The 19,925-nt window shown below is 47.9% G+C and carries 35 protein-coding genes; 31 read left to right on the forward strand and 4 right to left on the reverse strand.

Going from position 1 to position 19,925, the window contains the following annotated elements; translation table 11 throughout:
• Positions 1-12 precede the first annotated feature (12 nt).
• From rplB to rplQ, 28 genes are all read left to right on the forward strand, one after another.
• A complete protein-coding gene (gene rplB, locus BMY75_RS02360) occupies positions 13-846 on the forward strand; it encodes a 50S ribosomal protein L2 (protein ID WP_074829216.1) in 834 nt (277 codons plus the stop codon).
• A gap of 22 nt (positions 847-868) precedes the next feature.
• Positions 869-1,153, forward strand: coding sequence for a 30S ribosomal protein S19 (gene rpsS, locus BMY75_RS02365; protein ID WP_002847829.1), 285 nt, complete (start codon positions 869-871; stop codon positions 1,151-1,153).
• Positions 1,154-1,169: 16 nt separating this feature from the next.
• On the forward strand, positions 1,170-1,505 hold the full coding sequence (rplV, locus tag BMY75_RS02370) for a 50S ribosomal protein L22 (RefSeq protein WP_074829218.1): 336 nt from the start codon (positions 1,170-1,172) through the stop codon (positions 1,503-1,505).
• 20 nt (positions 1,506-1,525) lie between these two features.
• Complete coding sequence (gene rpsC, locus BMY75_RS02375; protein WP_024858066.1) at positions 1,526-2,344, forward strand: 30S ribosomal protein S3; 819 nt, start codon at positions 1,526-1,528, stop codon at positions 2,342-2,344.
• A complete protein-coding gene (gene rplP / locus BMY75_RS02380) occupies positions 2,344-2,766 on the forward strand; it encodes a 50S ribosomal protein L16 (RefSeq protein WP_013496806.1) in 423 nt (140 codons plus the stop codon). The genes rpsC and rplP overlap by 1 nt, the downstream gene beginning before the upstream one ends.
• Positions 2,766-2,963 (forward strand): 50S ribosomal protein L29, encoded by a 198-nt coding sequence (gene rpmC, locus BMY75_RS02385; RefSeq protein ID WP_002847971.1) that lies wholly within the window; start codon positions 2,766-2,768, stop codon positions 2,961-2,963. Before rplP ends, rpmC begins: the two co-directional genes overlap by 1 nt.
• An 18-nt stretch (positions 2,964-2,981) precedes the next feature.
• Complete coding sequence (gene rpsQ, locus BMY75_RS02390; protein WP_013496807.1) at positions 2,982-3,239, forward strand: 30S ribosomal protein S17; 258 nt, start codon at positions 2,982-2,984, stop codon at positions 3,237-3,239.
• A gap of 90 nt (positions 3,240-3,329) precedes the next feature.
• Entirely contained in the window at positions 3,330-3,698 is a 369-nt protein-coding gene (gene rplN, locus BMY75_RS02395; RefSeq protein WP_002847897.1) for a 50S ribosomal protein L14, read from the forward strand.
• Between the two features lie 16 nt (positions 3,699-3,714).
• Positions 3,715-4,038: a 50S ribosomal protein L24 gene (gene rplX, locus BMY75_RS02400; protein WP_074829221.1), complete on the forward strand. Its 324-nt coding sequence runs from the start codon at positions 3,715-3,717 to the stop codon at positions 4,036-4,038.
• A 16-nt stretch (positions 4,039-4,054) separates the two neighbouring features.
• Positions 4,055-4,600, forward strand: a complete 546-nt coding sequence (gene rplE, locus BMY75_RS02405; RefSeq protein WP_024858064.1) for a 50S ribosomal protein L5 — start codon at positions 4,055-4,057, stop codon at positions 4,598-4,600.
• A 17-nt stretch (positions 4,601-4,617) separates the two neighbouring features.
• On the forward strand, positions 4,618-4,803 hold the full coding sequence (locus BMY75_RS02410; RefSeq protein WP_002847856.1) for a type Z 30S ribosomal protein S14: 186 nt from the start codon (positions 4,618-4,620) through the stop codon (positions 4,801-4,803).
• 16 nt (positions 4,804-4,819) lie between these two features.
• Positions 4,820-5,218 carry a 30S ribosomal protein S8 gene (rpsH, locus tag BMY75_RS02415; RefSeq protein ID WP_024858063.1) on the forward strand — a complete coding sequence of 133 codons (399 nt, stop codon included), beginning with the start codon at positions 4,820-4,822 and terminating at the stop codon, positions 5,216-5,218.
• A 16-nt stretch (positions 5,219-5,234) separates the two neighbouring features.
• Positions 5,235-5,786 (forward strand): 50S ribosomal protein L6, encoded by a 552-nt coding sequence (gene rplF, locus BMY75_RS02420; RefSeq protein WP_074829224.1) that lies wholly within the window; start codon positions 5,235-5,237, stop codon positions 5,784-5,786.
• Between the two features lie 18 nt (positions 5,787-5,804).
• Complete coding sequence (gene rplR / locus BMY75_RS02425; RefSeq protein ID WP_024858061.1) at positions 5,805-6,164, forward strand: 50S ribosomal protein L18; 360 nt, start codon at positions 5,805-5,807, stop codon at positions 6,162-6,164.
• Between the two features lie 18 nt (positions 6,165-6,182).
• Entirely contained in the window at positions 6,183-6,686 is a 504-nt protein-coding gene (gene rpsE / locus BMY75_RS02430) for a 30S ribosomal protein S5 (protein WP_013496812.1), read from the forward strand.
• A 14-nt stretch (positions 6,687-6,700) separates the two neighbouring features.
• The gene (rpmD, locus tag BMY75_RS02435) at positions 6,701-6,880 is read left to right on the forward strand and encodes a 50S ribosomal protein L30 (protein ID WP_013496813.1); all 180 of its coding nucleotides are present in this window, start codon (positions 6,701-6,703) and stop codon (positions 6,878-6,880) included.
• An 18-nt stretch (positions 6,881-6,898) separates the two neighbouring features.
• Positions 6,899-7,339, forward strand: a complete 441-nt coding sequence (gene rplO / locus BMY75_RS02440) for a 50S ribosomal protein L15 (RefSeq protein ID WP_074829238.1) — start codon at positions 6,899-6,901, stop codon at positions 7,337-7,339.
• Between the two features lie 2 nt (positions 7,340-7,341).
• Entirely contained in the window at positions 7,342-8,652 is a 1,311-nt protein-coding gene (gene secY, locus BMY75_RS02445; protein ID WP_074829240.1) for a preprotein translocase subunit SecY, read from the forward strand.
• Between the two features lie 30 nt (positions 8,653-8,682).
• Entirely contained in the window at positions 8,683-9,318 is a 636-nt protein-coding gene (locus BMY75_RS02450) for an adenylate kinase (RefSeq protein ID WP_024858058.1), read from the forward strand.
• Positions 9,319-9,341: 23 nt separating this feature from the next.
• Entirely contained in the window at positions 9,342-10,088 is a 747-nt protein-coding gene (gene map, locus BMY75_RS02455) for a type I methionyl aminopeptidase (RefSeq protein ID WP_074829243.1), read from the forward strand.
• Positions 10,088-10,360 carry a KOW domain-containing RNA-binding protein gene (locus BMY75_RS02460; protein ID WP_074829246.1) on the forward strand — a complete coding sequence of 91 codons (273 nt, stop codon included), beginning with the start codon at positions 10,088-10,090 and terminating at the stop codon, positions 10,358-10,360. Before map ends, BMY75_RS02460 begins: the two co-directional genes overlap by 1 nt.
• Positions 10,361-10,377: 17 nt before the next feature.
• Entirely contained in the window at positions 10,378-10,596 is a 219-nt protein-coding gene (gene infA / locus BMY75_RS02465; RefSeq protein ID WP_013496819.1) for a translation initiation factor IF-1, read from the forward strand.
• 77 nt (positions 10,597-10,673) lie between these two features.
• Positions 10,674-10,787, forward strand: coding sequence for a 50S ribosomal protein L36 (gene rpmJ / locus BMY75_RS02470; RefSeq protein ID WP_002847757.1), 114 nt, complete (start codon positions 10,674-10,676; stop codon positions 10,785-10,787).
• 29 nt (positions 10,788-10,816) lie between these two features.
• Positions 10,817-11,185, forward strand: coding sequence for a 30S ribosomal protein S13 (rpsM, locus tag BMY75_RS02475; RefSeq protein ID WP_013496820.1), 369 nt, complete (start codon positions 10,817-10,819; stop codon positions 11,183-11,185).
• Positions 11,186-11,200: 15 nt separating this feature from the next.
• The gene (rpsK, locus tag BMY75_RS02480) at positions 11,201-11,599 is read left to right on the forward strand and encodes a 30S ribosomal protein S11 (RefSeq protein ID WP_002847929.1); all 399 of its coding nucleotides are present in this window, start codon (positions 11,201-11,203) and stop codon (positions 11,597-11,599) included.
• A 102-nt stretch (positions 11,600-11,701) separates the two neighbouring features.
• Positions 11,702-12,298, forward strand: coding sequence for a 30S ribosomal protein S4 (rpsD, locus tag BMY75_RS02485; protein ID WP_013496821.1), 597 nt, complete (start codon positions 11,702-11,704; stop codon positions 12,296-12,298).
• A 117-nt stretch (positions 12,299-12,415) separates the two neighbouring features.
• Positions 12,416-13,375 carry a DNA-directed RNA polymerase subunit alpha gene (locus BMY75_RS02490; RefSeq protein WP_013496822.1) on the forward strand — a complete coding sequence of 320 codons (960 nt, stop codon included), beginning with the start codon at positions 12,416-12,418 and terminating at the stop codon, positions 13,373-13,375.
• 18 nt (positions 13,376-13,393) lie between these two features.
• Positions 13,394-13,735, forward strand: coding sequence for a 50S ribosomal protein L17 (rplQ, locus tag BMY75_RS02495; protein ID WP_074829250.1), 342 nt, complete (start codon positions 13,394-13,396; stop codon positions 13,733-13,735).
• A 391-nt stretch (positions 13,736-14,126) separates the two neighbouring features.
• Here the strand turns inward: rplQ and gpmI are convergent, their stop codons facing one another.
• From gpmI to BMY75_RS02515, 4 genes are all read right to left on the reverse strand, one after another.
• A complete protein-coding gene (gene gpmI / locus BMY75_RS02500) occupies positions 14,127-15,701 on the reverse strand; it encodes a 2,3-bisphosphoglycerate-independent phosphoglycerate mutase (protein ID WP_074829251.1) in 1,575 nt (524 codons plus the stop codon).
• 76 nt (positions 15,702-15,777) lie between these two features.
• Positions 15,778-16,272: a hypothetical protein gene (locus BMY75_RS02505; RefSeq protein WP_074829252.1), complete on the reverse strand. Its 495-nt coding sequence runs from the start codon at positions 16,270-16,272 to the stop codon at positions 15,778-15,780.
• A 147-nt stretch (positions 16,273-16,419) separates the two neighbouring features.
• Positions 16,420-17,196 (reverse strand): triose-phosphate isomerase, encoded by a 777-nt coding sequence (gene tpiA / locus BMY75_RS02510; RefSeq protein ID WP_074829253.1) that lies wholly within the window; start codon positions 17,194-17,196, stop codon positions 16,420-16,422.
• Positions 17,197-17,382: 186 nt separating this feature from the next.
• Positions 17,383-17,817: a hypothetical protein gene (locus BMY75_RS02515; RefSeq protein ID WP_074829256.1), complete on the reverse strand. Its 435-nt coding sequence runs from the start codon at positions 17,815-17,817 to the stop codon at positions 17,383-17,385.
• A gap of 683 nt (positions 17,818-18,500) precedes the next feature.
• On the opposite strand from BMY75_RS02515, the gene BMY75_RS02520 reads away from it, so the two are divergent.
• From BMY75_RS02520 to BMY75_RS02530, 3 genes are read left to right on the forward strand one after another with little or no spacing between them, the layout of a single operon-like run.
• Complete coding sequence (locus tag BMY75_RS02520; RefSeq protein ID WP_074829259.1) at positions 18,501-18,863, forward strand: hypothetical protein; 363 nt, start codon at positions 18,501-18,503, stop codon at positions 18,861-18,863.
• A 4-nt stretch (positions 18,864-18,867) separates the two neighbouring features.
• Positions 18,868-19,362, forward strand: a complete 495-nt coding sequence (locus BMY75_RS02525) for a hypothetical protein (RefSeq protein WP_074829262.1) — start codon at positions 18,868-18,870, stop codon at positions 19,360-19,362.
• A 1-nt stretch (position 19,363) separates the two neighbouring features.
• On the forward strand, positions 19,364-19,906 hold the full coding sequence (locus BMY75_RS02530; RefSeq protein WP_074829265.1) for a DUF3592 domain-containing protein: 543 nt from the start codon (positions 19,364-19,366) through the stop codon (positions 19,904-19,906).
• Positions 19,907-19,925: the final 19 nt, after the last annotated feature.

Below are 19,925 nucleotides of genomic sequence, written 5' to 3' on the forward strand. Positions count from 1 at the left end.
GAGTGAATTATAATGGCAATAAAGACTTACAAGCCCACGACTCCCGGTAGAAGAGGCATGACTGTCATCGACTATTCCGGTCTGTCTAAGGTTGAGCCTTGCAAGTCCCTTCTCGAACCTCTGAAGAAGAATTCGGGAAGAAACAGCTACGGTAGAATCACTGTTCGTCACAGAGGCGGCGGAGTTAGAAGAAAATACCGTGTAATTGATTTTAAGAGAAACAAGCTCGATATGAACGCTACTGTTCTGACTATCGAGTACGATCCTAACAGATCTGCATTCATCGCACTCGTTCAGTACGAGGACGGTGAGAAGAGATACATCATCGCACCTAACGGTCTTGCTGTTGGCGATGTTATCAGAGCAGGCGCTGGCGCAGATATCAAGCCCGGTAACGCTCTGACACTGGCAGATATCCCTGTTGGTACTTTCATCCACAACATTGAGCTGTATCCCGGCAAGGGCGCTCAGCTCGTTCGTTCCGCCGGCAACATGGCTCAGCTGATGGGCAGAGAAGGCGCTTACGCTCTCGTAAGACTTCCTTCAGGCGAAATGAGAAAGATATCTGTTAACTGCATGGCTACAATCGGTCAGGTAGGTAACATCGACCACTCTAACGTAAACATCGGTAAGGCAGGTAGAAAGCGCCACATGGGCTGGAGACCTACCGTAAGAGGTTCCGTAATGAACCCCTGCGATCACCCTCACGGTGGTGGTGAAGGTAAGTCACCTGTTGGTCGTCCTTCACCTGTTACTCCTTGGGGTAAGCCTACTCTGGGTTACAAGACCAGAGCTAAGCACGCTCGTTCCGATAAGTTTATCGTAAAGCGCAGAAACGGCAAGTAACCTGAAAGGAGGACGATGATAAATGGGCAGAAGTGTTAAGAAGGGTCCTTACGTTCAGGAGGCTCTTTATAAGAGAGTAGTTGCTATGAACGAAGCAGGCGAGAAGAAAGTCCTCAAGACATGGAGCAGAGCTTCCACCATCTTCCCTGACTTCGTAGGTCATACATTCGCAGTACACGACGGCAGAAAGCACGTGCCTGTATATGTTACCGAGGATATGGTAGGTCACAAGCTTGGTGAGTTCGCTCCCACAAGGACCTACAAGGGCCACGCAGGCTCCAAGACCTCGAACAACGGTAAGAAGTAATTAAGGAGGATCAGACATGGAAGCAAAGGCTATACTGAGAACAGCTCGCATTGCTCCTCGTAAGGTACAGATCGTCCTTGATCTTATCAGAGGTAAGGATTACGAAGTCGCAATGGCAACTGTTAAGAACACACCAAAGGCTGCAAGTGAATATCTGGAGAAGCTCCTCAAGTCCGCAGCTGCAAACGCAGAGAACAATCACAACATGGATAAGAACAATCTCTATGTTTCTGAGTGCTACGTTTGCCCCGGACCTATCATGAAGAGGATCATGCCCAGAGCTCAGGGCAGAGCATATAGAATTCTGAAGAGAACATCTCACATCACTGTTGTTCTCAAGGAAAAGGATTAAGCTGAAAGAGGAGGTAAACTATGGGCCAGAAAGTTAATCCGCACGGACTTAGAGTCGGTGTGATAAAGAATTGGGATTCCCGCTGGTTTGCAGATAAGAGCACTTTCGGCGACACTCTGGTTGAGGACTACAACATTCGTAAGGATATCATGAAGGACCTCAACAGAAGATCCAAGAACCCCGCTGACAAGTGCGTTTACGCAGGCGTTCCCAAGGTTGAGATCGAGCGTTTTACCGGTAAGGACGGCGCTCAGAAGGTTAGAATACACATTTACTGCGCTAAGCCCGGTATGGTAATCGGCAAGGGCGGTGCTGAGATCGACAAGCTTCGCGAGAGCATCGAGAAGAAGATCGGCAAGAGCGTTGCTATCAACATCGTTGAGGTTAAGAACCCCGACATCAATGCTCAGCTGGTTGCTGAGAAGATCGCTCATGACCTGGAGGACAGAATCTCCTTCAGAAGAGCTATGAAGCAGTCCATCGGCAGAGCTATGAAGCTCGGCGCAAAGGGTATCAAGGTAAAGGTAAGCGGTAGACTTGCCGGCGCCGAGATCGCTAGAAGCGAGAGCTACCACGAGGGTACTATCCCGCTGCAGACCATCAGAGCAGATATCGACTACGGTACTGCTGAGGCTCACACAACTTACGGTCGTCTGGGCATCAAGGTATGGATCTACAGAGGCGAAGTTCTTAAGGGCGAAGTTGCTGCAAGCGACAGACGCGATGTAAGCGACAAGAACGATAAGAAGCGCAGACCTCGCAGAGATGACAGGTCTAAGGATAACCGCAGAGACTTCAATAAGGCTCGCGGTATGAAAAGAGAAGGAGGTAACGCATAATGCTGCTTCCAAAGAGAGTTAAGTTCAGAAAACAGCACAGAGGTCGTATGACCGGTAAGGCACTGAGAGGAAACAAGGTTTCCTACGGTGATTTCGGTCTTCAGGCTCTTGAGCCCGCATGGATCACCTCTAACCAGATCGAGGCTGCCCGTATCGCTATGACAAGATACATCAAGAGAGGCGGTCAGGTTTGGATAAAGATATTCCCTGACAAGCCTGCAACAAGAAAGCCCCTGGGTACCCGAATGGGTAAAGGTAAGGGCGCTCCCGAGTACTGGGTAGCTGTTGTTAAGCCGGGCAGAGTAATGTTCGAGATTGCAGGTGTTCCCGAGGAGACTGCTAGAGAGGCTATGAGACTCGCTATGCACAAGCTCCCTATCAAGTGTAAGTTTATAGTAAAAGAAACGGGTGGTGAGCAGTAATGAAGGCTAATGAGATCAAGGAAATGACCGCAGACGAGCTTAACACCAAGCTCGCTGAGCTTAAAGAAGAGCTGTTCAATCTTCGTTTCCAGCACGCTGTGAACCAGCTGGAGAATCCCAAGAGACTTCAGGCTGTGAAGAAGGATATTGCTCGTGTTAAGACATTCATTCGTAAGCATGAGTCCGAAGCTCAGTAATAAAGGAGGAGGATCACTGTGAGCGAAAGAAATCTGAGAAAAACCAGAGTCGGTACTGTTGTATCGAATAAGATGGATAAGACTATCGTAGTTGCCATCAAGGATAACGTTCAGCACCCTCTGTACAAGAAGATCATCAAGAAGACTGTTAAGCTGAAGGCACACGATGAAAACAACGAGTGCGGTATCGGCGATACAGTAAAGGTAATGGAGACAAGACCTCTTTCCAAGGATAAGAGATGGAGACTTGTCAACATCATCGAAAAGGCTAAGTAATACATTTATGAGTGCAAGGTACTTTGGCAGAGCGGTCGCCGCTTCTGCCGCGGTACTGAGTCCCAGTGATTTGAAAGGAGGAGCGCTTCAATGGTACAGATGCAGACTTACCTGAAGGTTGCAGATAACTCCGGTGCTAAGGAGCTTATGTGCATCCGTGTTCTCGGCGGTACGAGAAGAAAGTATGCAAACATCGGTGACGTTGTAGTTTGTTCTGTTAAAAAAGCAACACCAGGCGGAGTTGTTAAGAAGGGCGATGTAGTTAAGGCTGTCATCGTTCGTTCAGCAAAGGGTCTGAGAAGAGCGGACGGTACTTATATCCGCTTCGATGAGAACGCTGCTGTAATAATCAAGGAAGACAAGAATCCCAGAGGTACACGTATATTTGGACCTGTGGCTAAGGAACTGAGAGATAAGGATTATATGAAGATCCTGTCCCTGGCTCCCGAAGTTCTGTAATGGAGGTGTCGTTGAAATGAATAAGGTACACGTTAAAACCGGCGACACAGTCGTTATCCTGTCCGGTAAGGACAAGGGCAAGCAGGGCAAGGTACTTCAGGTTGCCCCCAAGGAAGGCAAGGTAATCGTTGAGGGTCTGAACGTTGCAAGAAAGCACGTTAAGCCCAGAAACGCTCAGCAGCAGGGCGGTATCGTTGATGCTGAGGCAGCTATGTATGCTTCCAAGGTAATGGCAGTTTGCCCCAAGTGCGGCAAGCCCACAAGAGTAGCTCACAAGTTCCTGGAAGATGGAACTAAGGTAAGAGTCTGCAAGAACGCAGGCTGCGGCGAAGAATTCTAAGAAGGAGGAGTTAAACATGGCTGCAAGACTTAAAGAACAGTATGTTAGCACAGTAGCTCCTGAACTGATGAAGAAATTCGGCTACGCTAACGTAATGCAGATCCCTAAGCTGGATAAGGTAGTTATCAACGTCGGCTGCGGCGCTGATAAGGATAATAAAAAGGTCATCGATGCTATCATGACCGATCTGGCTGCTATAACCGGTCAGAAGCCCATCGTTTGCAAGGCTAAGAAGAGCGTTGCTAACTTCAAGCTGAGAGATGGACAGATCATCGGTGTTAAGGTTACACTGAGAGCGGAGAAGATGTATGAATTCGTTGACAGACTGTTCAACGTTGCATTCCCCCGCGTAAGAGATTTCAGAGGTATCAACCCCAATTCCTTCGACGGCAGAGGTAACTACTCCACCGGTCTGAAGGAGCAGCTGATCTTCCCTGAGATCGAGTATGATAAGATCGACAAGGTTAGAGGTATGGATATCAACTTTATCACTACCGCTAAGACCGACGAAGAAGGCAAGGAGCTGCTCAGACTGATGGGCGCACCTTTCGCTGAGAAGTAATGAGGAGGATACGTTAAATGGCAAAGAAGGCTATGATAAATAAGCAGCAGGCTGCTCCTAAGTATTCCACTCGTGCTTATAACAGATGCAAGATCTGCGGCAGACCCCATGCATATCTGAGAAAGTTCGGCGTTTGCCGTATCTGCTTCAGAGAGCTGGCTCATGACGGTCAGATCCCCGGCGTTAAGAAGGCAAGTTGGTAAGAAGGAGGTAGGCACAATGCAGATTACAGATACTATTGCAGATCTGTTAACAAGAATACGCAATGCTAGCACTGCTAAGCACGCGACTGTCGATGTACCTGCATCTAACATGAAGAAGTCTATCACACAGATCCTCGTTGATGAGGGCTATGTTAAGAACTTCACCGTTATTGAAGACGGCAAGCAGGGTATCATCAGGATCACTCTCAAGTATGATGAGAACAGAAATTCCGTTATAACAGGGCTGAGAAGAGTTTCCAAGCCCGGTCTGAGGATCTACGCAAGCTGTGAGGATATGCCTAAGGTTATCAAGGGTATGGGTATCGCAATCGTATCCACTTCCAAGGGCGTTATCACTGACAAGAAGGCAAGAGAGCTGAATGTCGGCGGCGAAGTCCTCGCATTTGTATGGTAATAAGGAGGGCTGAGAAATGTCAAGAATAGGATTGAAGCCCATTACTGTTCCCGCAGGTGTAGAGGTAAAGGTTGCTGATGGCAACGTTGTTACAGCTAAGGGTCCCAAGGGCACACTTACAAAAACATTCCACAAGGATATGATAATAAAGGTTGACGGCAGCACTGTTACTGTTGAGCGTCCTTCTGAGGATAAGCTCCACAAGAGTCTGCACGGTCTGACCAGAACACTCATAAACAATATGGTTGAGGGTGTTGCAAACGGTTTCTCTAAGAAGCTCGAGATCGTTGGTGTTGGTTACAGAGCACAGAAGCAGGGCAAGAACCTGGTTATGAACCTGGGCTTCTCTCATCAGGTTACTTTTGCAGAGACTGACACTATCAAGATCGAAGTTCCCGATCCTAACCACATCGTTGTATCGGGCTGCGACAAGCAGGAAGTAGGTCAGTTTGCTTGTGAAATCCGCGAGAAGCGTCCCCCCGAGCCTTATAAGGGTAAAGGTATCCGCTACGAAGGCGAGTACATTATCCGTAAGGAAGGTAAGGCCGGTAAAGGCGCTAAGAAGTAATAAAAGGAGAGAATCACTATGGTTAAAAAGCTTGACAGAGCTAAGGCTAGAATCAAGAGACATCAGAGAATCCGCAACAAGATCAGCGGTACTCCCGAATGCCCTCGCCTCAACGTATTCCGCTCCTCTAAGCATATATATGCACAGATCATTGACGATGTTAACGGCGTAACACTGGCTTCCGCTTCCTCTATGGCTAAGGGCTTTGAGGGCAACGGCGGCAACAAGGAAGGCGCTCGCAAGGTCGGCGAGATGATCGCAGAAGCTGCTAAGGCAAAGGGAATTGAAAATGTCGTATTCGACAGAGGCGGTTTCCTTTATCACGGCCGTGTGCAGGAGCTTGCAGACGGTGCCCGTGAAGGCGGACTTAAATTCTAAGGTAGAGGAGGAAATACAATGGCTTTAATAGATGCTTCAAAGATCGAAGAGCTGCAGGAAAAGGTCGTAGCAATTAACAGAGTATCCAAGACTGTTAAGGGCGGCCGTATCATGAAGTTCTCCGCACTTGTAGTAGTTGGCGACGGCAACGGTATCGTTGGCTTCGGCATCGGTAAGTCGGGCGAAGTTCCCGACGCTATCAGAAAGGCTATTCAGGACGCTAAGAAGAACCTGGTCAAGATCTCCCTGAAGGGTACAACAATCCCCCACGAGATCGTAGGTAAGTTCGGCGCAGGTGAGGTTCTCCTCAAGCCCGCCGCTCCCGGTACAGGTATCATCGCAGGCGGCACTGTGAGAGCAGTGGTTGAAGCAGCCGGCATAAGAGATATCAGAGCAAAGTCGCTTCGCTCTAACAATCCTTACAATGCAGTAAGAGCAACAATCAACGGTCTGACCAGCGTAAGAAGCGCTGAGGCTATCGCTGAACTGAGAGGCAAGACTGTTAAGGAAATATTTGAATAAGGAGGATAAACAGTATGGCTAACCTGAAAATTCAGCTGACTAAGAGCCTGAGTGGCAGAAGCGAAAAGCAGATCGCCACTGCAAATTCTCTTGGTCTGAGAAAAATCGGGGATACGACCGAGCAGCCCGACAACGCTTGTACACAGGGCAAGATCAAGCTGGTATCCCACCTTATTAAAGTAACCGAAGCGTAAGCAGGGAGGTGCGACAACATGAAGCTTCACGAATTATCACCTAATCCCGGCGCAGTAAGAGACGTTAAGCGTGTGGGCAGAGGTCACGGTTCAGGAAACGGTAAGACTGCAGGTAAGGGTCACAAGGGCCAGAAGGCTAGATCCGGCGGCAGCATCAGACCCGGCTTCGAGGGTGGTCAGACCGCTCTTGCAAGAAGAATTCCTAAGCGTGGATTCAATAATATATTCGCAACTAAGTATGCGATCATCAATGTTTCCGATCTTGAAAAGTTCGTTGACGGAACAGTAGTTGATACTGAGCTCCTCAAGGCATCGGGCATCATCAAGAAGGAGATGGATGGAATAAAGGTCCTCGGCAACGGAGACCTCACCAAAAACCTTACCGTCAAGGCTGCTAAGTTCTCCGCAGCAGCTAAGGAGAAAATCGAAAAGGCAGGCGGGAAGGCTGAGGTGATGTAATTGTGATAGAGACATTTCGTAATGCCTGGAAGGTTCCGGAATTAAGAAGAAAGCTTCTATTTACATTTTTCATCATCGTAATATACAGAATAGGCGGTTCCGTACCGGTCCCCTATCTCGATTCTGCGGCACTGAACACATGGTTCCAGGGCAGCAAAGATTCAGGTGACTTCTTCAGTTACCTGAACGTCCTCTCGGGCGGTAACTTTTCAAAGGCAACTCTGATGGCTCTGTCCGTTGGTCCTTACATCAACGCGCAGATCATCATTCAGCTGCTTACCTACGCTCTTCCTCCTCTGGAGAGACTCTCCAAGGAAGGCATGGAAGGCAGAAAAACTCTGAACAAGATCACCAAGTACACAGCACTTGGTATCGCACTGTTCCAGGGCTGGGCTTACTACAGAACTCTGATGAACGTTGACGGTCAGCAGATCGTACTGTACACAGGTCAGACCTTTGAGAGATACTTCACCGAAATAATCATTATCCTCTGCTTCGTAGCAGGCGCTTCGCTGACTATCTGGCTGGGCGACAGGATAAATGAAAAGGGTATAGGCAACGGCGTTTCAATGCTGCTGTTCGCAGGTATCATCGCAAGAGGTCCTGATGCAGTTATCAGCCTCTGCAAGCTGATGGCTACAGGCGAGGCTAAGAATATGATCCTCGTTCCTATAATCATCGTGGTATTCATCCTCATGATCGCATTCATCATCTTCATGAACAATGCTGAGAGAAGAATACCGATACAGTATGCTAAGCGCGTTGTAGGCAGAAAGCAGTACGGCGGTCAGAATACATTCATCCCGATCAAGATCGCGATGAGCGGCGTTCTCCCCATCATCTTTGCGATGAGCTTTATGTCTATCCCCGCAACACTCAAACTCTTCACAGGAGCGCCTAAGAGCGGTACATTCTACGATAATCTGCTGAAGTGGTTTGAATATGATCATCCGTTCTATGCTTGTCTGTACTTCGTTCTCATAATCGCGTTCAACTACTTCTATGTAAGTATGTCCTACAACCCGATAGAGATCGCTAATAACCTCAGACAGAACAACGGCGGCGTACCCGGTATCAGACCCGGTAAGCCTACCAGCGACTACTTCCAGAAGATACTCAGCAAGATCACTCTGGTTGGCGCTGTGTTCCTGGGTATAATCGCTATCTTCCCTATCATATTCACTGTTATAACCAAGATGAATATTGCAATGGGCGGTACTTCTATACTCATCGTTGTAAGCGTTGCGCTTGAAACGGCAAGAACAATGGAATCTCAGATGATGATGCGTCATCACTCCGGATTCCTGAAATAATCAATTCCGATCGAGAAAGGGGTAAGACTAATGAACAATATCATTCTTTTGGGCGCTCCCGGTGCCGGCAAAGGCACTCAGGCAGAGAACATCTGCAAGGAGCTGAACATTCCTACCATTTCCACAGGCAATATGCTCAGAGCTGCTGTTAAGGCAGGTACAGAGTATGGTCTGAAGGCGAAGGCAGCTATGGACGCAGGCGCACTTGTTTCCGATGATATCGTGATCGGTATCCTCAAGGACAGAATTGCTGAGCCTGACGCACAGAATGGCTTCATTCTCGACGGCTTCCCCAGATCTGTTCCTCAGGCTGAGGCTCTGGACGCTATGGGCGTTCAGATCGACAAGGTCATTGAGATAGATGTTGCTGATGAAACAATTCAGCAGAGACTTTCGGGCAGAAGAGTTTGCCTCGACTGCGGTGCTACCTACCACGTGGAATTCAAACCCTCAAAGGTAGAAGGCATCTGCGATGTATGCGGCAAGCCTATCGTAATCCGTAAGGACGATGAGCCCGAGACTGTTAAGAGCAGACTGGACACATATCATAAAACAACCGAGCCTCTCAAGGGTTACTACGAGAAGCAGGGCAAGCTGACCTCAGTAAAAGGCCGCGAAACTGTTGAGGAGACATCCGCTGCAGTTATGGCAGTCCTCAAAGGTTGATATTTATAGAAAGCGCGATATAAATGATATGTATTAAATCCAATAAGGAAATTGAAAAGATGCGCAAGGCTGGTCTTATAACAGCAGGCGCACTTAAGGCAGCAGGTGAAGCACTCAGACCGGGCATGACTACTCATGAACTGGACAAAGTGGTAGAGAAGTACATTCTCTCCCACGGTGCTAAGCCGGGATTCAAGGGTTACGGCGGGTTCCCCGCTGCAGCCTGCATATCCGTGAATGACGAAGTTATCCACGGCATCCCCGGCAGCAGGAAGATCCTCGAAGGCGATATAGTTTCCGTTGATACGGGAGCTTTCGTGGACGGATATCACGGAGATTCCTGCAAGACATTTGCCTGCGGCAAGATCTCAGACGACGTTCAGGCACTTCTGGATTCGACCGAGCAAAGTCTTTATGAGGCTATCAAAATGGTGAAGCCCGGCGTAAGGATAGGCGACATCGGTGCCGCTATACAGAAGTACAACGAAGACAGAGGTTTTTCAGTCGTCAGAGAATACTGCGGACACGGTCTGGGAAGAGATCTTCATGAAGATCCCGAGGTTCCCAATTACGGCAAGGCAGGCCACGGCGTAAGGCTTCAGGCAGGCATGGTGATCTGTATCGAACCTATGATAAATATGGGCGGCGCAGGCATCAAGGTATTGCCCGACGGCTGGACAGTCAAGACCCTTGACGGTAAATGGTCCGCACATTTTGAACACACTATCGCTGTTACTCAGGACGGCTGTGTAATACTCAGCAGACTGTGATGACAGATTGTGTTATACAGGTCGGTTCACTGGTTTGGGCGCTGGCAGGCCGTGAGAAAGGCTCCTGCTTTGTTGCAGTGGGAGTAGACGGCGGCTTTGTGTATATCGCGGACGGCAGACACCGAAAAGTCGGCAGTCCGAAGAAGAAAAACATAAAGCACATTTCACCTGCGGACGCACCGTTATATACGGGTGATCTGACTGACAAGAAGTTAAGACGGCTGATCTTTCGGTACCTGACCCATACCGATCGGCAGCAGACAAGACCTTAGAGTGGGGAGGTTTTTTAATGTCGAAAGAAGATGTACTTGAAGTTGAGGGAACGGTCGTTGAGGCACTGCCTAATGCGACTTTCCAAGTTGAACTCACAAACGGTCATAAAATTCTTGCTCATATTTCGGGTAAGCTGCGTATGAATTACATTCGTATCGTGCCCGGTGATAAGGTCACAGTCGAGATGTCGCCTTATGACTTGACAAAGGGAAGAATAACCTGGAGAGCTAAGTAAGCAAAGCGGTTGCTGCAACGGCTTTCCCTTATACGTATGAGGGCCGAAAGGCTCGGATAATCGAAGGAGGTATTTCAATGAAAGTAAGACCTTCAGTTAAGCCTATCTGCGAAAAGTGCAAGATCATCAAGAGGAAAGGCAAGATCATGGTTATCTGCCAGAATCCTAAGCACAAGCAGCGTCAGGGCTAACAAACCAATAATGGAGGTGCAGCTAAATAATGGCTCGTATTGCTGGTATAGACCTGCCCAGAGATAAGAGAATTGAAGTCGCTCTTACCTACGTTTACGGCATTGGTCAGAAGACTGCTACTAAGATCATCAAGGAAACAGGCGTTGATCCCGACGTAAGAGTTAAGGATATGTCTGAGGATGACGTAGCTAAGCTTCGTGAGTATATAGATCACAACCTGACTGTTGAGGGCGACCTGAGAAGAACAGTTGCTCTGAACATCAAGAGACTGACAGAGATCGGTTGCTACAGAGGCCTTCGTCACAGAAAGGGTCTGCCCGTTAGAGGACAGAGAACCAAGACGAACGCTAGAACTCGTAAGGGTCCTGTTAAGACCATCGCTAACAAGAAGAAGTAAGGGAGGGTATGAAGCATGGCTCAGGCTAAGAAGAAGACGACTGTACGTCGCCGTCGTGAAAGAAAGAACATTGAACAGGGACAGGTTCATATCCAGTCCACATTCAACAACACCATCGTTACCATCACTGATATGCAGGGTAACGCAATTTCTTGGGCTTCCGCAGGCGGACTCGGTTTCAGAGGCTCCAAGAAGTCTACTCCCTTCGCTGCTCAGACAGCCGCAGAGACTGCTGCAAGAGCTGCTAAGGAGCACGGTCTGAAGGTCGTTGAGGTATTCGTTAAGGGACCCGGCGCAGGCAGAGAAGCTGCTATCAGAGCGCTGCAGTCCGAGGAACTGGAAGTAAGACTTATCAAGGACGTTACTCCTATCCCTCACAACGGTTGCCGTCCCCCCAAGAGAAGAAGAGTGTAATCATAAGTTATTTGAGTTTGCAGTTTAACTCAAAGTCGGGTAAAGCAGCATAGGCATAAGACTTAAAGCCCGATATCAAATTAGAAAACGGAGGTCATTAAAATGGCAGTAAACAGAGAACCAATACTCAAGAGATGTAAGTATCTTGGCATCAGCCCCATGGTTATGGGCGTTGCTAAGGAAACTAAGCGTGACCCCAACGCTAACAAGCGTAAGAAGGTATCCGAGTACGGTCTTCAGCTGAAGGAAAAGCAGAAGCTGAGATTCATCTACGGCGTACTGGAGAAGCAGTTCCATCACTATTTTGAGATCGCTCAGAAGATGGAAGGTCAGGCAGGTACTAATCTGCTGACAATACTCGAGTCCAGACTCGACAGTGTTGTTTTCAGAATGGGTCTGTCTATGACCAGACGTGAGGCTAGACAGCTGGTAGTTCACGGTCACTTCCTCGTAAATGGTAAGAGAGTTGATATCCCCTCTTACAGGATCAAGGCCGGCGACGTTATCTCCCTGAAGGAGAACAGCAAGAAGAGCCCCAAGTTCAAGCAGATCATCGAGACTACTGCTGGCAGAGTAGTTCCTACTTGGCTCGATATGGACAAGGAGAACCAGACTGCTAAGGTAGTTCGTATGCCTGTTAAGGAAGACCTCGATTACGAGATCGAGGAACACCTGATCGTAGAGCTGTATTCCAAGTAATAAGTGTAAGGTTCTCGGTGTGCTGTACCTGTTTATGGTACAGCCCCGCAGAAACTGCATGAAATCTGGAACTTTCGGACACATTACAATTCATGTTTGAATACAGGAGGGTTACTAATGCTTGAAAAGATAGAAAAGCCAAAGATCGAAACGCCTGAGCTCAAAAGCAACGGAACATACGGCAAGTTTATTCTCGAGCCTCTGGAGCGCGGCTATGGTATAACTCTCGGAAACAGTCTGAGACGTGTACTGCTCTCCTCTTTACCCGGTGTAGCTGTTACTTCTGTAAAGATCGACGGTGTACACCACGAACTCTCAACAATACCCGGTGTTAAGGAAGATGTCACTGAGATAATCCTTAACCTCAAGGGTCTGACTGCAAAGCTTTACGGTGAGGGTCCCAAGACTATCTACATTGAAGCTGAAGGCGAATGCGTTGTTACCGCAGGCGACATCAAGGCTGATTCCGAAGTAGATATCCTGGTTCCCGATATGCACATCGCAACACTGGGCGCAGGCGCTAAACTGTATATGGAGATCACTATCGACCGCGGCAGAGGCTACGTTTCTGCTGAGAAGAATAAGTCCCTTATGCAGAATGCACCCATCGGCATCATTGCTGTAGACAGTATCTATTCGCCGGTATTAAAGGTAAACTACACTGTTGATAATACCCGTGTAGGACACATTACCGACTTTGACAAGCTCACGCTGGAGGTATGGACTGACGGTACTATATCTGCCAAGGAAGCTGTATCAATGGCAGCCAAACTCCTCAACGAGCATCTTAATCCTTTCGTTGATCTCTCCGAAGAGACCAACGTTGTGGAACTTATTGTTGAAAAGGATGATCAGGGCAAAGAAAAGATCCTTGAGATGACCATTGAGGAACTTGACTTATCCGTGCGTTCATTCAACTGTCTGAAGCGCGCAGGCATCAACACAGTCAACGATTTGATCGAAAAGTCAGCAGAAGAAATGATGAAGGTTCGTAACCTCGGTAAGAAGTCATTCGACGAGGTTCGTGAGAAGCTTCATTCACTGGGCTATGAGCTCAATTCTGAGGAAGATAATTAATGTAAGGAGTGAAAATCTATGCCAGGCACAAGAAAGCTGGGAAGGACCAGTGACCAGAGAAAAGCTATGCTGAGAGCTATGGTTACTTTCCTTCTGGAAAACGGTAAGATTGAAACAACTGTAACCAGAGCTAAGGAAGTTTCTGCTATGGCCGAGAAGATGATAACTCTCGGTAAGGCAGGCGATCTCCATTCCAAGAGACAGGTATTCGCTTATGTAACTAAGGAAGCTGTCGCTAAGAAGCTCTTTGATGAGATAGCACCTAACTACGCAGACCGTAAGGGCGGTTACACTAAGATCATCAAGATCGGACCCCGCCGCGGTGACGCTGCTGAAATGGCTATCATACAGCTGGTTTAATATACTAACCATAAAGACCGTACCTCAAAGGTGCGGTCTTTTTTTGCATCGCCGCAAATAATGATCTATCACAAGGACTGCGGGGACAACTGAGGGAAACCTTTCTGAAGAAAGGTTATCCCTCAGACTCCTTTCCAAAGACTTTTAACTCTTTTTGGCAGGGGGCAGATATCTTTATAAAGTTCACCTTGTACGGTAACTAACTGCATTTTTGAGAAATAGCTGCCCCCTGCCAAAAAGAAATAGAAGTTTTAGGAAAGGGGGGGTGGGGGAATAACCCTTTTTTCCAAAAGGGTTTTCCCCCAATCGGCTCCGCAGTCCTTGTGATAGATCATTGTATGAGGCAATAAAAAATCGGTGAGTACCATGTACTCACCGATTTTTTATTGCATTAGATCATTGAATCTTCCCAGCAAGCAGGAGCTTCGATACCGAAGATCTTGAGAACGGTAGGAGCAACGTTTGCAAGACCGTACTTCTCGCTGTCAGCGTCCTTGATCTCGTACTTATCCTTGCTTACGATGAAGAAAGGAACACGGTTCAGGGAGTGAGCTGTTCTTACGTTTATCTCGCCCTTCTTGTTCTTCTCCAGCATCTCGTCAGCGTTGCCGTGGTCAGCTGTGATGAGAACGGTGTAGCCGTACTCTTCGCAAACCTTCAGCAGTCTTGTCAGACCCAGGTCAACAGACTCAACACCGATGATGGTAGCGTCCATAGAACCTGTATGACCAACCATGTCGCCGTTAGGGAAGTTGCATCTGATGAAGTCATACTTCTCGCTCTTGATAGCTTCGATGAGGTCATCTGTGATCTCAGCGGACTTCATCCAGGGTCTCTGGTCGAAGGAGACCTTATCGGAAGGTATCTCTTTCCAAACCTCGGAAGCGAACTTTTCACTTCTGTTGCCGTTCCAGAAATATGTAACGTGACCGTACTTCTGGGTTTCGGATACAGCGTAGGACTTCAGCCCTGCCTTCTCCAGAACTTCGCTCATAGTATCCTTGATCTCGGGAGGATTTACGAGGTACTTGTTGGGGATGTGGAGGTCGCCGTCATATTCCAGCATACCTGCATATATAACATCGGGCTTAACGCCTCTGTCGAAGTAGTTGAACTCATCGCCTGCGTCGAATGCCATAGAAAGCTCTATAGCTCTGTCGCCGCGGAAGTTGAAAAGGATAACGCTGTCGCCGTCAACGATCTTGCCAACGGGTGCGCCGTTCTCAGCGATAACGAATGCAGGGAGATCCTGGTCGATAGCGCCTGTCTCGTTTCTGAGAGTCTCAACAGCTTCAAGAGCGTTTGCAAACTGTCTGCCTTCGCCCTTTACGTGAGTTTCCCAGCCCAGCTTTACCATATCCCAGTCTGCCTGATATCTGTCCATGGTGACCTTCATTCTTCCGCCGCCGGAAGCGATCTTAGCATCGAATGTAGCGTCATTCAGCTCAGCCATGCACTTTTCAAGATCTTCGATATAAAGGGGAGCGCTGGTAGCGGGAACATCTCTGCCGTCCAGGAGTACGTGTACTCTTACCTTAGCAGCGCCCTGCTCCTTAGCCTTAGCGATCATCTTCTTCAGGTGAGAGATGTTGGAGTGAACGTTACCGTCAGACAGCAGACCGATGAAGTGCAGTGTGCTGTTCTTTGTCTTAACGTTGTTTACCAGCTCAGTCCATGTAGCGGAAGCGAACATCTTGCCGCTTTCGATGGATTCGTTGACCAGCTTTGCGCCCTGAGAATAGATCTGACCGCAGCCAAGTGCGTTGTGACCAACCTCAGAGTTACCCATATCGTCATCGGTAGGCAGACCAACTGCGCTGCCGTGAGCCTTCAGAGTGGTGTAGGGGCACTCTTTTCTCAGTCTGTCCAGTGTGGGAGTGTTAGCCTCGGTAACAGCGTCACCGAGATGTGTAACGGAGATGCCGATTCCATCCATTACAACGAGAACGATTTTTTTGTTAGACATAATAAATACGTCCTTTCTATTTTAGATGTTTGTATAATAAACCTTAAAATTTATTACCTTATCAATATCTGCCTGCTCAATCGAGATCGGAGAATCTCTGTCTGCAAACGGCATAAGCCATCAGCATGAAGATAAATGCCGCAAGGTTTGCCCAGCCGCAGTACTCCATGATGCGGAAATGTGCCTGGGTAAAGGCTTTGACATCAGCGCCAAGTTCAGCCGCCGATCTCACCGATTTTGAGAACAGCAGTCTTGAAACAATGGTAGATGCAGGAAGCATAAGGAAGGACAGCACACCGATAAGCTGCGGGTCCATATCCTTATCCATCATCAGTTTAAGCAAGAACCAGAAAATAAAGTAGAGTATAACGCCGCCGAGAAGTACGGCAGCAAGTGTCATATCGGGATTATTTGCGGGGACTTCGCTGATATCTATATTATAGATTTTTATCAGTGCATCGTCATAAAATGCGGGACGAAAGATCAACAGTACAGTTATAAAAAACATATAGATGACTTCGGATACTACCGAAAGAGTCATAAGTCTGCGCAGCAGCCTGCTTCTTTTCATTTTTACACACCTCATGAATAATATCAAACGGCGGATATTTACCGCTGAATATACTTGTTGCAAGAATTTCCCCAAATTCCCCAATTACTCTATGAAAAAAGGGAGCGGGCTCGCCCGCCCCCCGATGTGTTTACTGTATCAGAGATATTAGCCGTTTACTGCAGCCTGTACGATGGTGTTGAAGTCAGCAGCCTTGAGGGAAGCGCCGCCGATCAGACCGCCGTCAACGTTTTCCTTGCTGAGAAGCTCAGCAGCGTTGCCTGCGTTCATGGATCCGCCGTACTGGATAGTTACTGCCTGAGCGGTAGCCTCGTCATAGAGCTTAGCCAGTGTAGCTCTGATGAATGCGCAAACTTCCTCAGCCTGGTCAGCAGTAGCAGTCTTGCCTGTGCCGATAGCCCAAACAGGCTCGTAAGCGATAACGGTCTTCTTAACGTCCTCAGCGGAAACGTCGAAGAGGTCAAGCTTGATCTGACGAGCGATAACTTCCTCAGTGATGTTGCACTCACGCTCCCAGAGCAGCTCGCCAACGCAAACGATAGGCTTCAGACCTGCAGCCAGAGCAGCCTTTGTTCTCTTGTTAACAGTCTCGTCGGTCTCGCCGAAGTACTGTCTTCTCTCGGAGTGACCGAGAACAACGTACTCAACGCCCAGCTCAGTCAGCATATCAGCAGATATCTCACCGGTGAAAGCGCCGCTCTTCTCAAAGTGAACGTTCTCAGCGCCTACCTTTACGTTAGAACCTGCGGTAGTATTAACAGCAGTCTCCAGATTGGTGAAAGGTACACACGCGATGACCTCGACCTTACCCTCAGCATTAGCTACGAGGGGCTTGATAGCTTCCAGAAGCTCCTTAGCCTCAGGACGGGTCTTGTTCATTTTCCAGTTGCCTGCAATGATAGCTTTTCTTACGGATTTCTTCATTTTAAAAACTCCTTTGTATTGAAAAAATAAGATAAAAACCTACATAATCAATTATACAACAATAGCGGTTCAATGTCAATGCTTACGGATAAATTTTTAACAATTGGTGAGGACGAGAAAACGTAAATCAGCGGGAATTGCCAAAGATCTTCTCTCTGGTAATTCCCGCCGCTTTACTGTTTACCTTTACAAGAACCCTCTTAGCGCTCTCGCCAGCTCCTCTTCCATCGCTATCAGCTTCTTGGTTATATCCTTTGAATATTCCTCCGCCGCACCGAATTCATTCAGATACCCCGACAGTGATTTTATCCCCATATTACACCCGTCCGTTATGAACTCTGCCGCCGCTTTATCTGTATCATCCGTCACCAGCTTGAAATTCGCCTTGATCTTCCCCATGACCTCAGCCATCATTGGCGGGTCTTTTCCATCGTCGCCGAATTTTGCAAGCCTGTCATTGATCTCACGGCTCATTTCCAGATGCTGTTTTCTGCTGTGTTCAAGGATATTCTTCAAAGGCTCACTCAGTCTGAACTCCATCGTATCCTCGATGGAAGATACACCCATTTTAGCCCCTGCATCACATTCACGCAAAAGGCGGACGGTATCTTTTTCTATCATAGTATCAGTCCTTTCGGTTTTATGGTTATAGTGTTGACCTGTTACTGCGGATTATACTAAAATACCTTTTGGTGTTTCTATTGACAGTGGGCAATGGCTATTATGTAGATTTGTTGGGGTAGTCGGATATTTGCTTTGTGCGCCGGTTTGCGAGTTTTCGCTCCTCGTTTCTCGGGTCGAGCTGTCAAATAACAGCGACTGCGTCGGCTGTGGCTTCGCTGTTTGACAGCAGGCGCGGCAATAATATCCGCAGATAGAAAGAGCGTGGACGGTTCAATTGTCCACGCTCGAATTTTTGTTATTGCCGCGCCTATTTTGGAAGTTTGCTTTTCTCTTCTAATTCGCTGTGCATTTTAGTTGTGTGCCTTGATGCGAGGGCTCTGCCCTCGCGCTCCCGCAAGCCTTTCGCGAAAGGCTTGAGCCAAAGCTCCCCTCTTTGGCATTCCCCGCCGATTTGTTATCTCCCCGCAAAAAACGGTTGACCTTGCTCTGCCGATGTGGTATAATATCTGTGAATAGTCTTACAGTGGTATAATAATAATTTATAGTAAACGACATTAGAAATTGAACTTTGAGAACGAGTAAAAGTTCGATTTATGCTTTTGCGAAGTTCGCAAAGTAGCAATTTCAATGTCGTTTACTATATACCACCCGATACCACAGCATACGAAAGGAGATATATCATGTACGAAGAATTTGCAGCATGGCTCGATGAAAAGCTGGAGAACGGTCTGCCCGATACCGCAGTGGCAGTCAATTTCAATATCTACGAGGAGGAAAACAACGGCTGGACTGTTCAGCTTATAGCTTCCGACAGATTTGATGCCCAGGACGATGAATGGGCTTGCTTTGAGGTCTATTCCTCCGAAGAAGACCTGTATTACTGGGAAAAGGAATACAGCTGGGAAGAAGCCCACGAAGATGTCCGCGAGCTGATTACCGCTTATCTTGAAAAAGGAAAATTCGCGGATATGCTGAAAAACTATCGCGCAGTAGGCTTCGGCTTTGTTGACGGCGACCTTGAACTTGCCTACGTAAGGGAGTGATATCATGAGTGATCTTGATATTGTAATGCTGGTATGCCTTGCATTAGTTGCGGCGGCGCTGATCATCACCGATATAAGGGTGATAAAAGCATGGAAAGCCGCTAAGGATAAAGTCACCCTTACGGAGATAGGCGATATCCTCTGCATGATACTTTTTGCCGCAGGCGTTACCTGCTGTTATTCGGTGGAAAATATGTCCCTGCCCGTATACGTTCTTTCGCTGATCGTCACACTGCTGTTCCTGCCATGTGCTTTCACGATAATCACCCCCGAGGGCATTATTGTCCCCGAGATAAAAAAGGATTGTCTCCGCCCTGCCGCTGATTACAGCTATGATTATTCTCAGGGCAAGGTCATCAAGGAGACCCTGAATATCTATCACAACAACGGCAGACCACTGAAGCTTTTTCTCGGCATAAAAAGCACCAAGCTGATAACTATGCTGAACAACAATTATGAAAAGCACGGGTACGAAAACCCCATGCTGAGGAGTGAATAAGATGGAAATGTATAAACTTCTTGCCCTTGCAGACGACACCGATAAAAGCTTTGACGGTCTGTTCAGCGGCACGGGTCATATCGTTGGTATAGTGCTTATCGTTACGGGACTTCTTCTGCTGTACATAGCGTTCAAAGTCGCCAAAGGGTACAGCTTCATGCCTACCCTCGGCAGTGAGACTGTCATAAAGGAAGATAACTACGTTGAAGGCACAGCCAAGGCAGTCGAAAAGATAGTTACCAGAATGCCCGACCCCAACGGCGGCGAGGACAGAGAGTTCGTGGAATGGAAGATAGTCTACACCGCGGGCGGCGAGGAATATTCTCAGGATATCCCCGATGACGGATATTCCGAGGGTGAGAAAATAAAAATAAAGTACGACCCTGCCAAGCCCTCTGCATATTATATCGCAGAGGAGAAAGAGGATACCGACGAAAGTGAAGACACTTCCGACGAGGGCAAAAGCAAGATGACAGGGCTTATCCTTGGAGTACTGGGTGTGCTGGTGATCCTCGGCGGCGTGGCGCTTTATTTTAATTCGTGATCATGATCGCAAACCAGTG

It is taken from the genome of Hominimerdicola alba (assembly GCF_900109655.1).
Lineage (GTDB): Bacteria > Bacillota > Clostridia > Oscillospirales > Ruminococcaceae > Hominimerdicola > Hominimerdicola alba_B.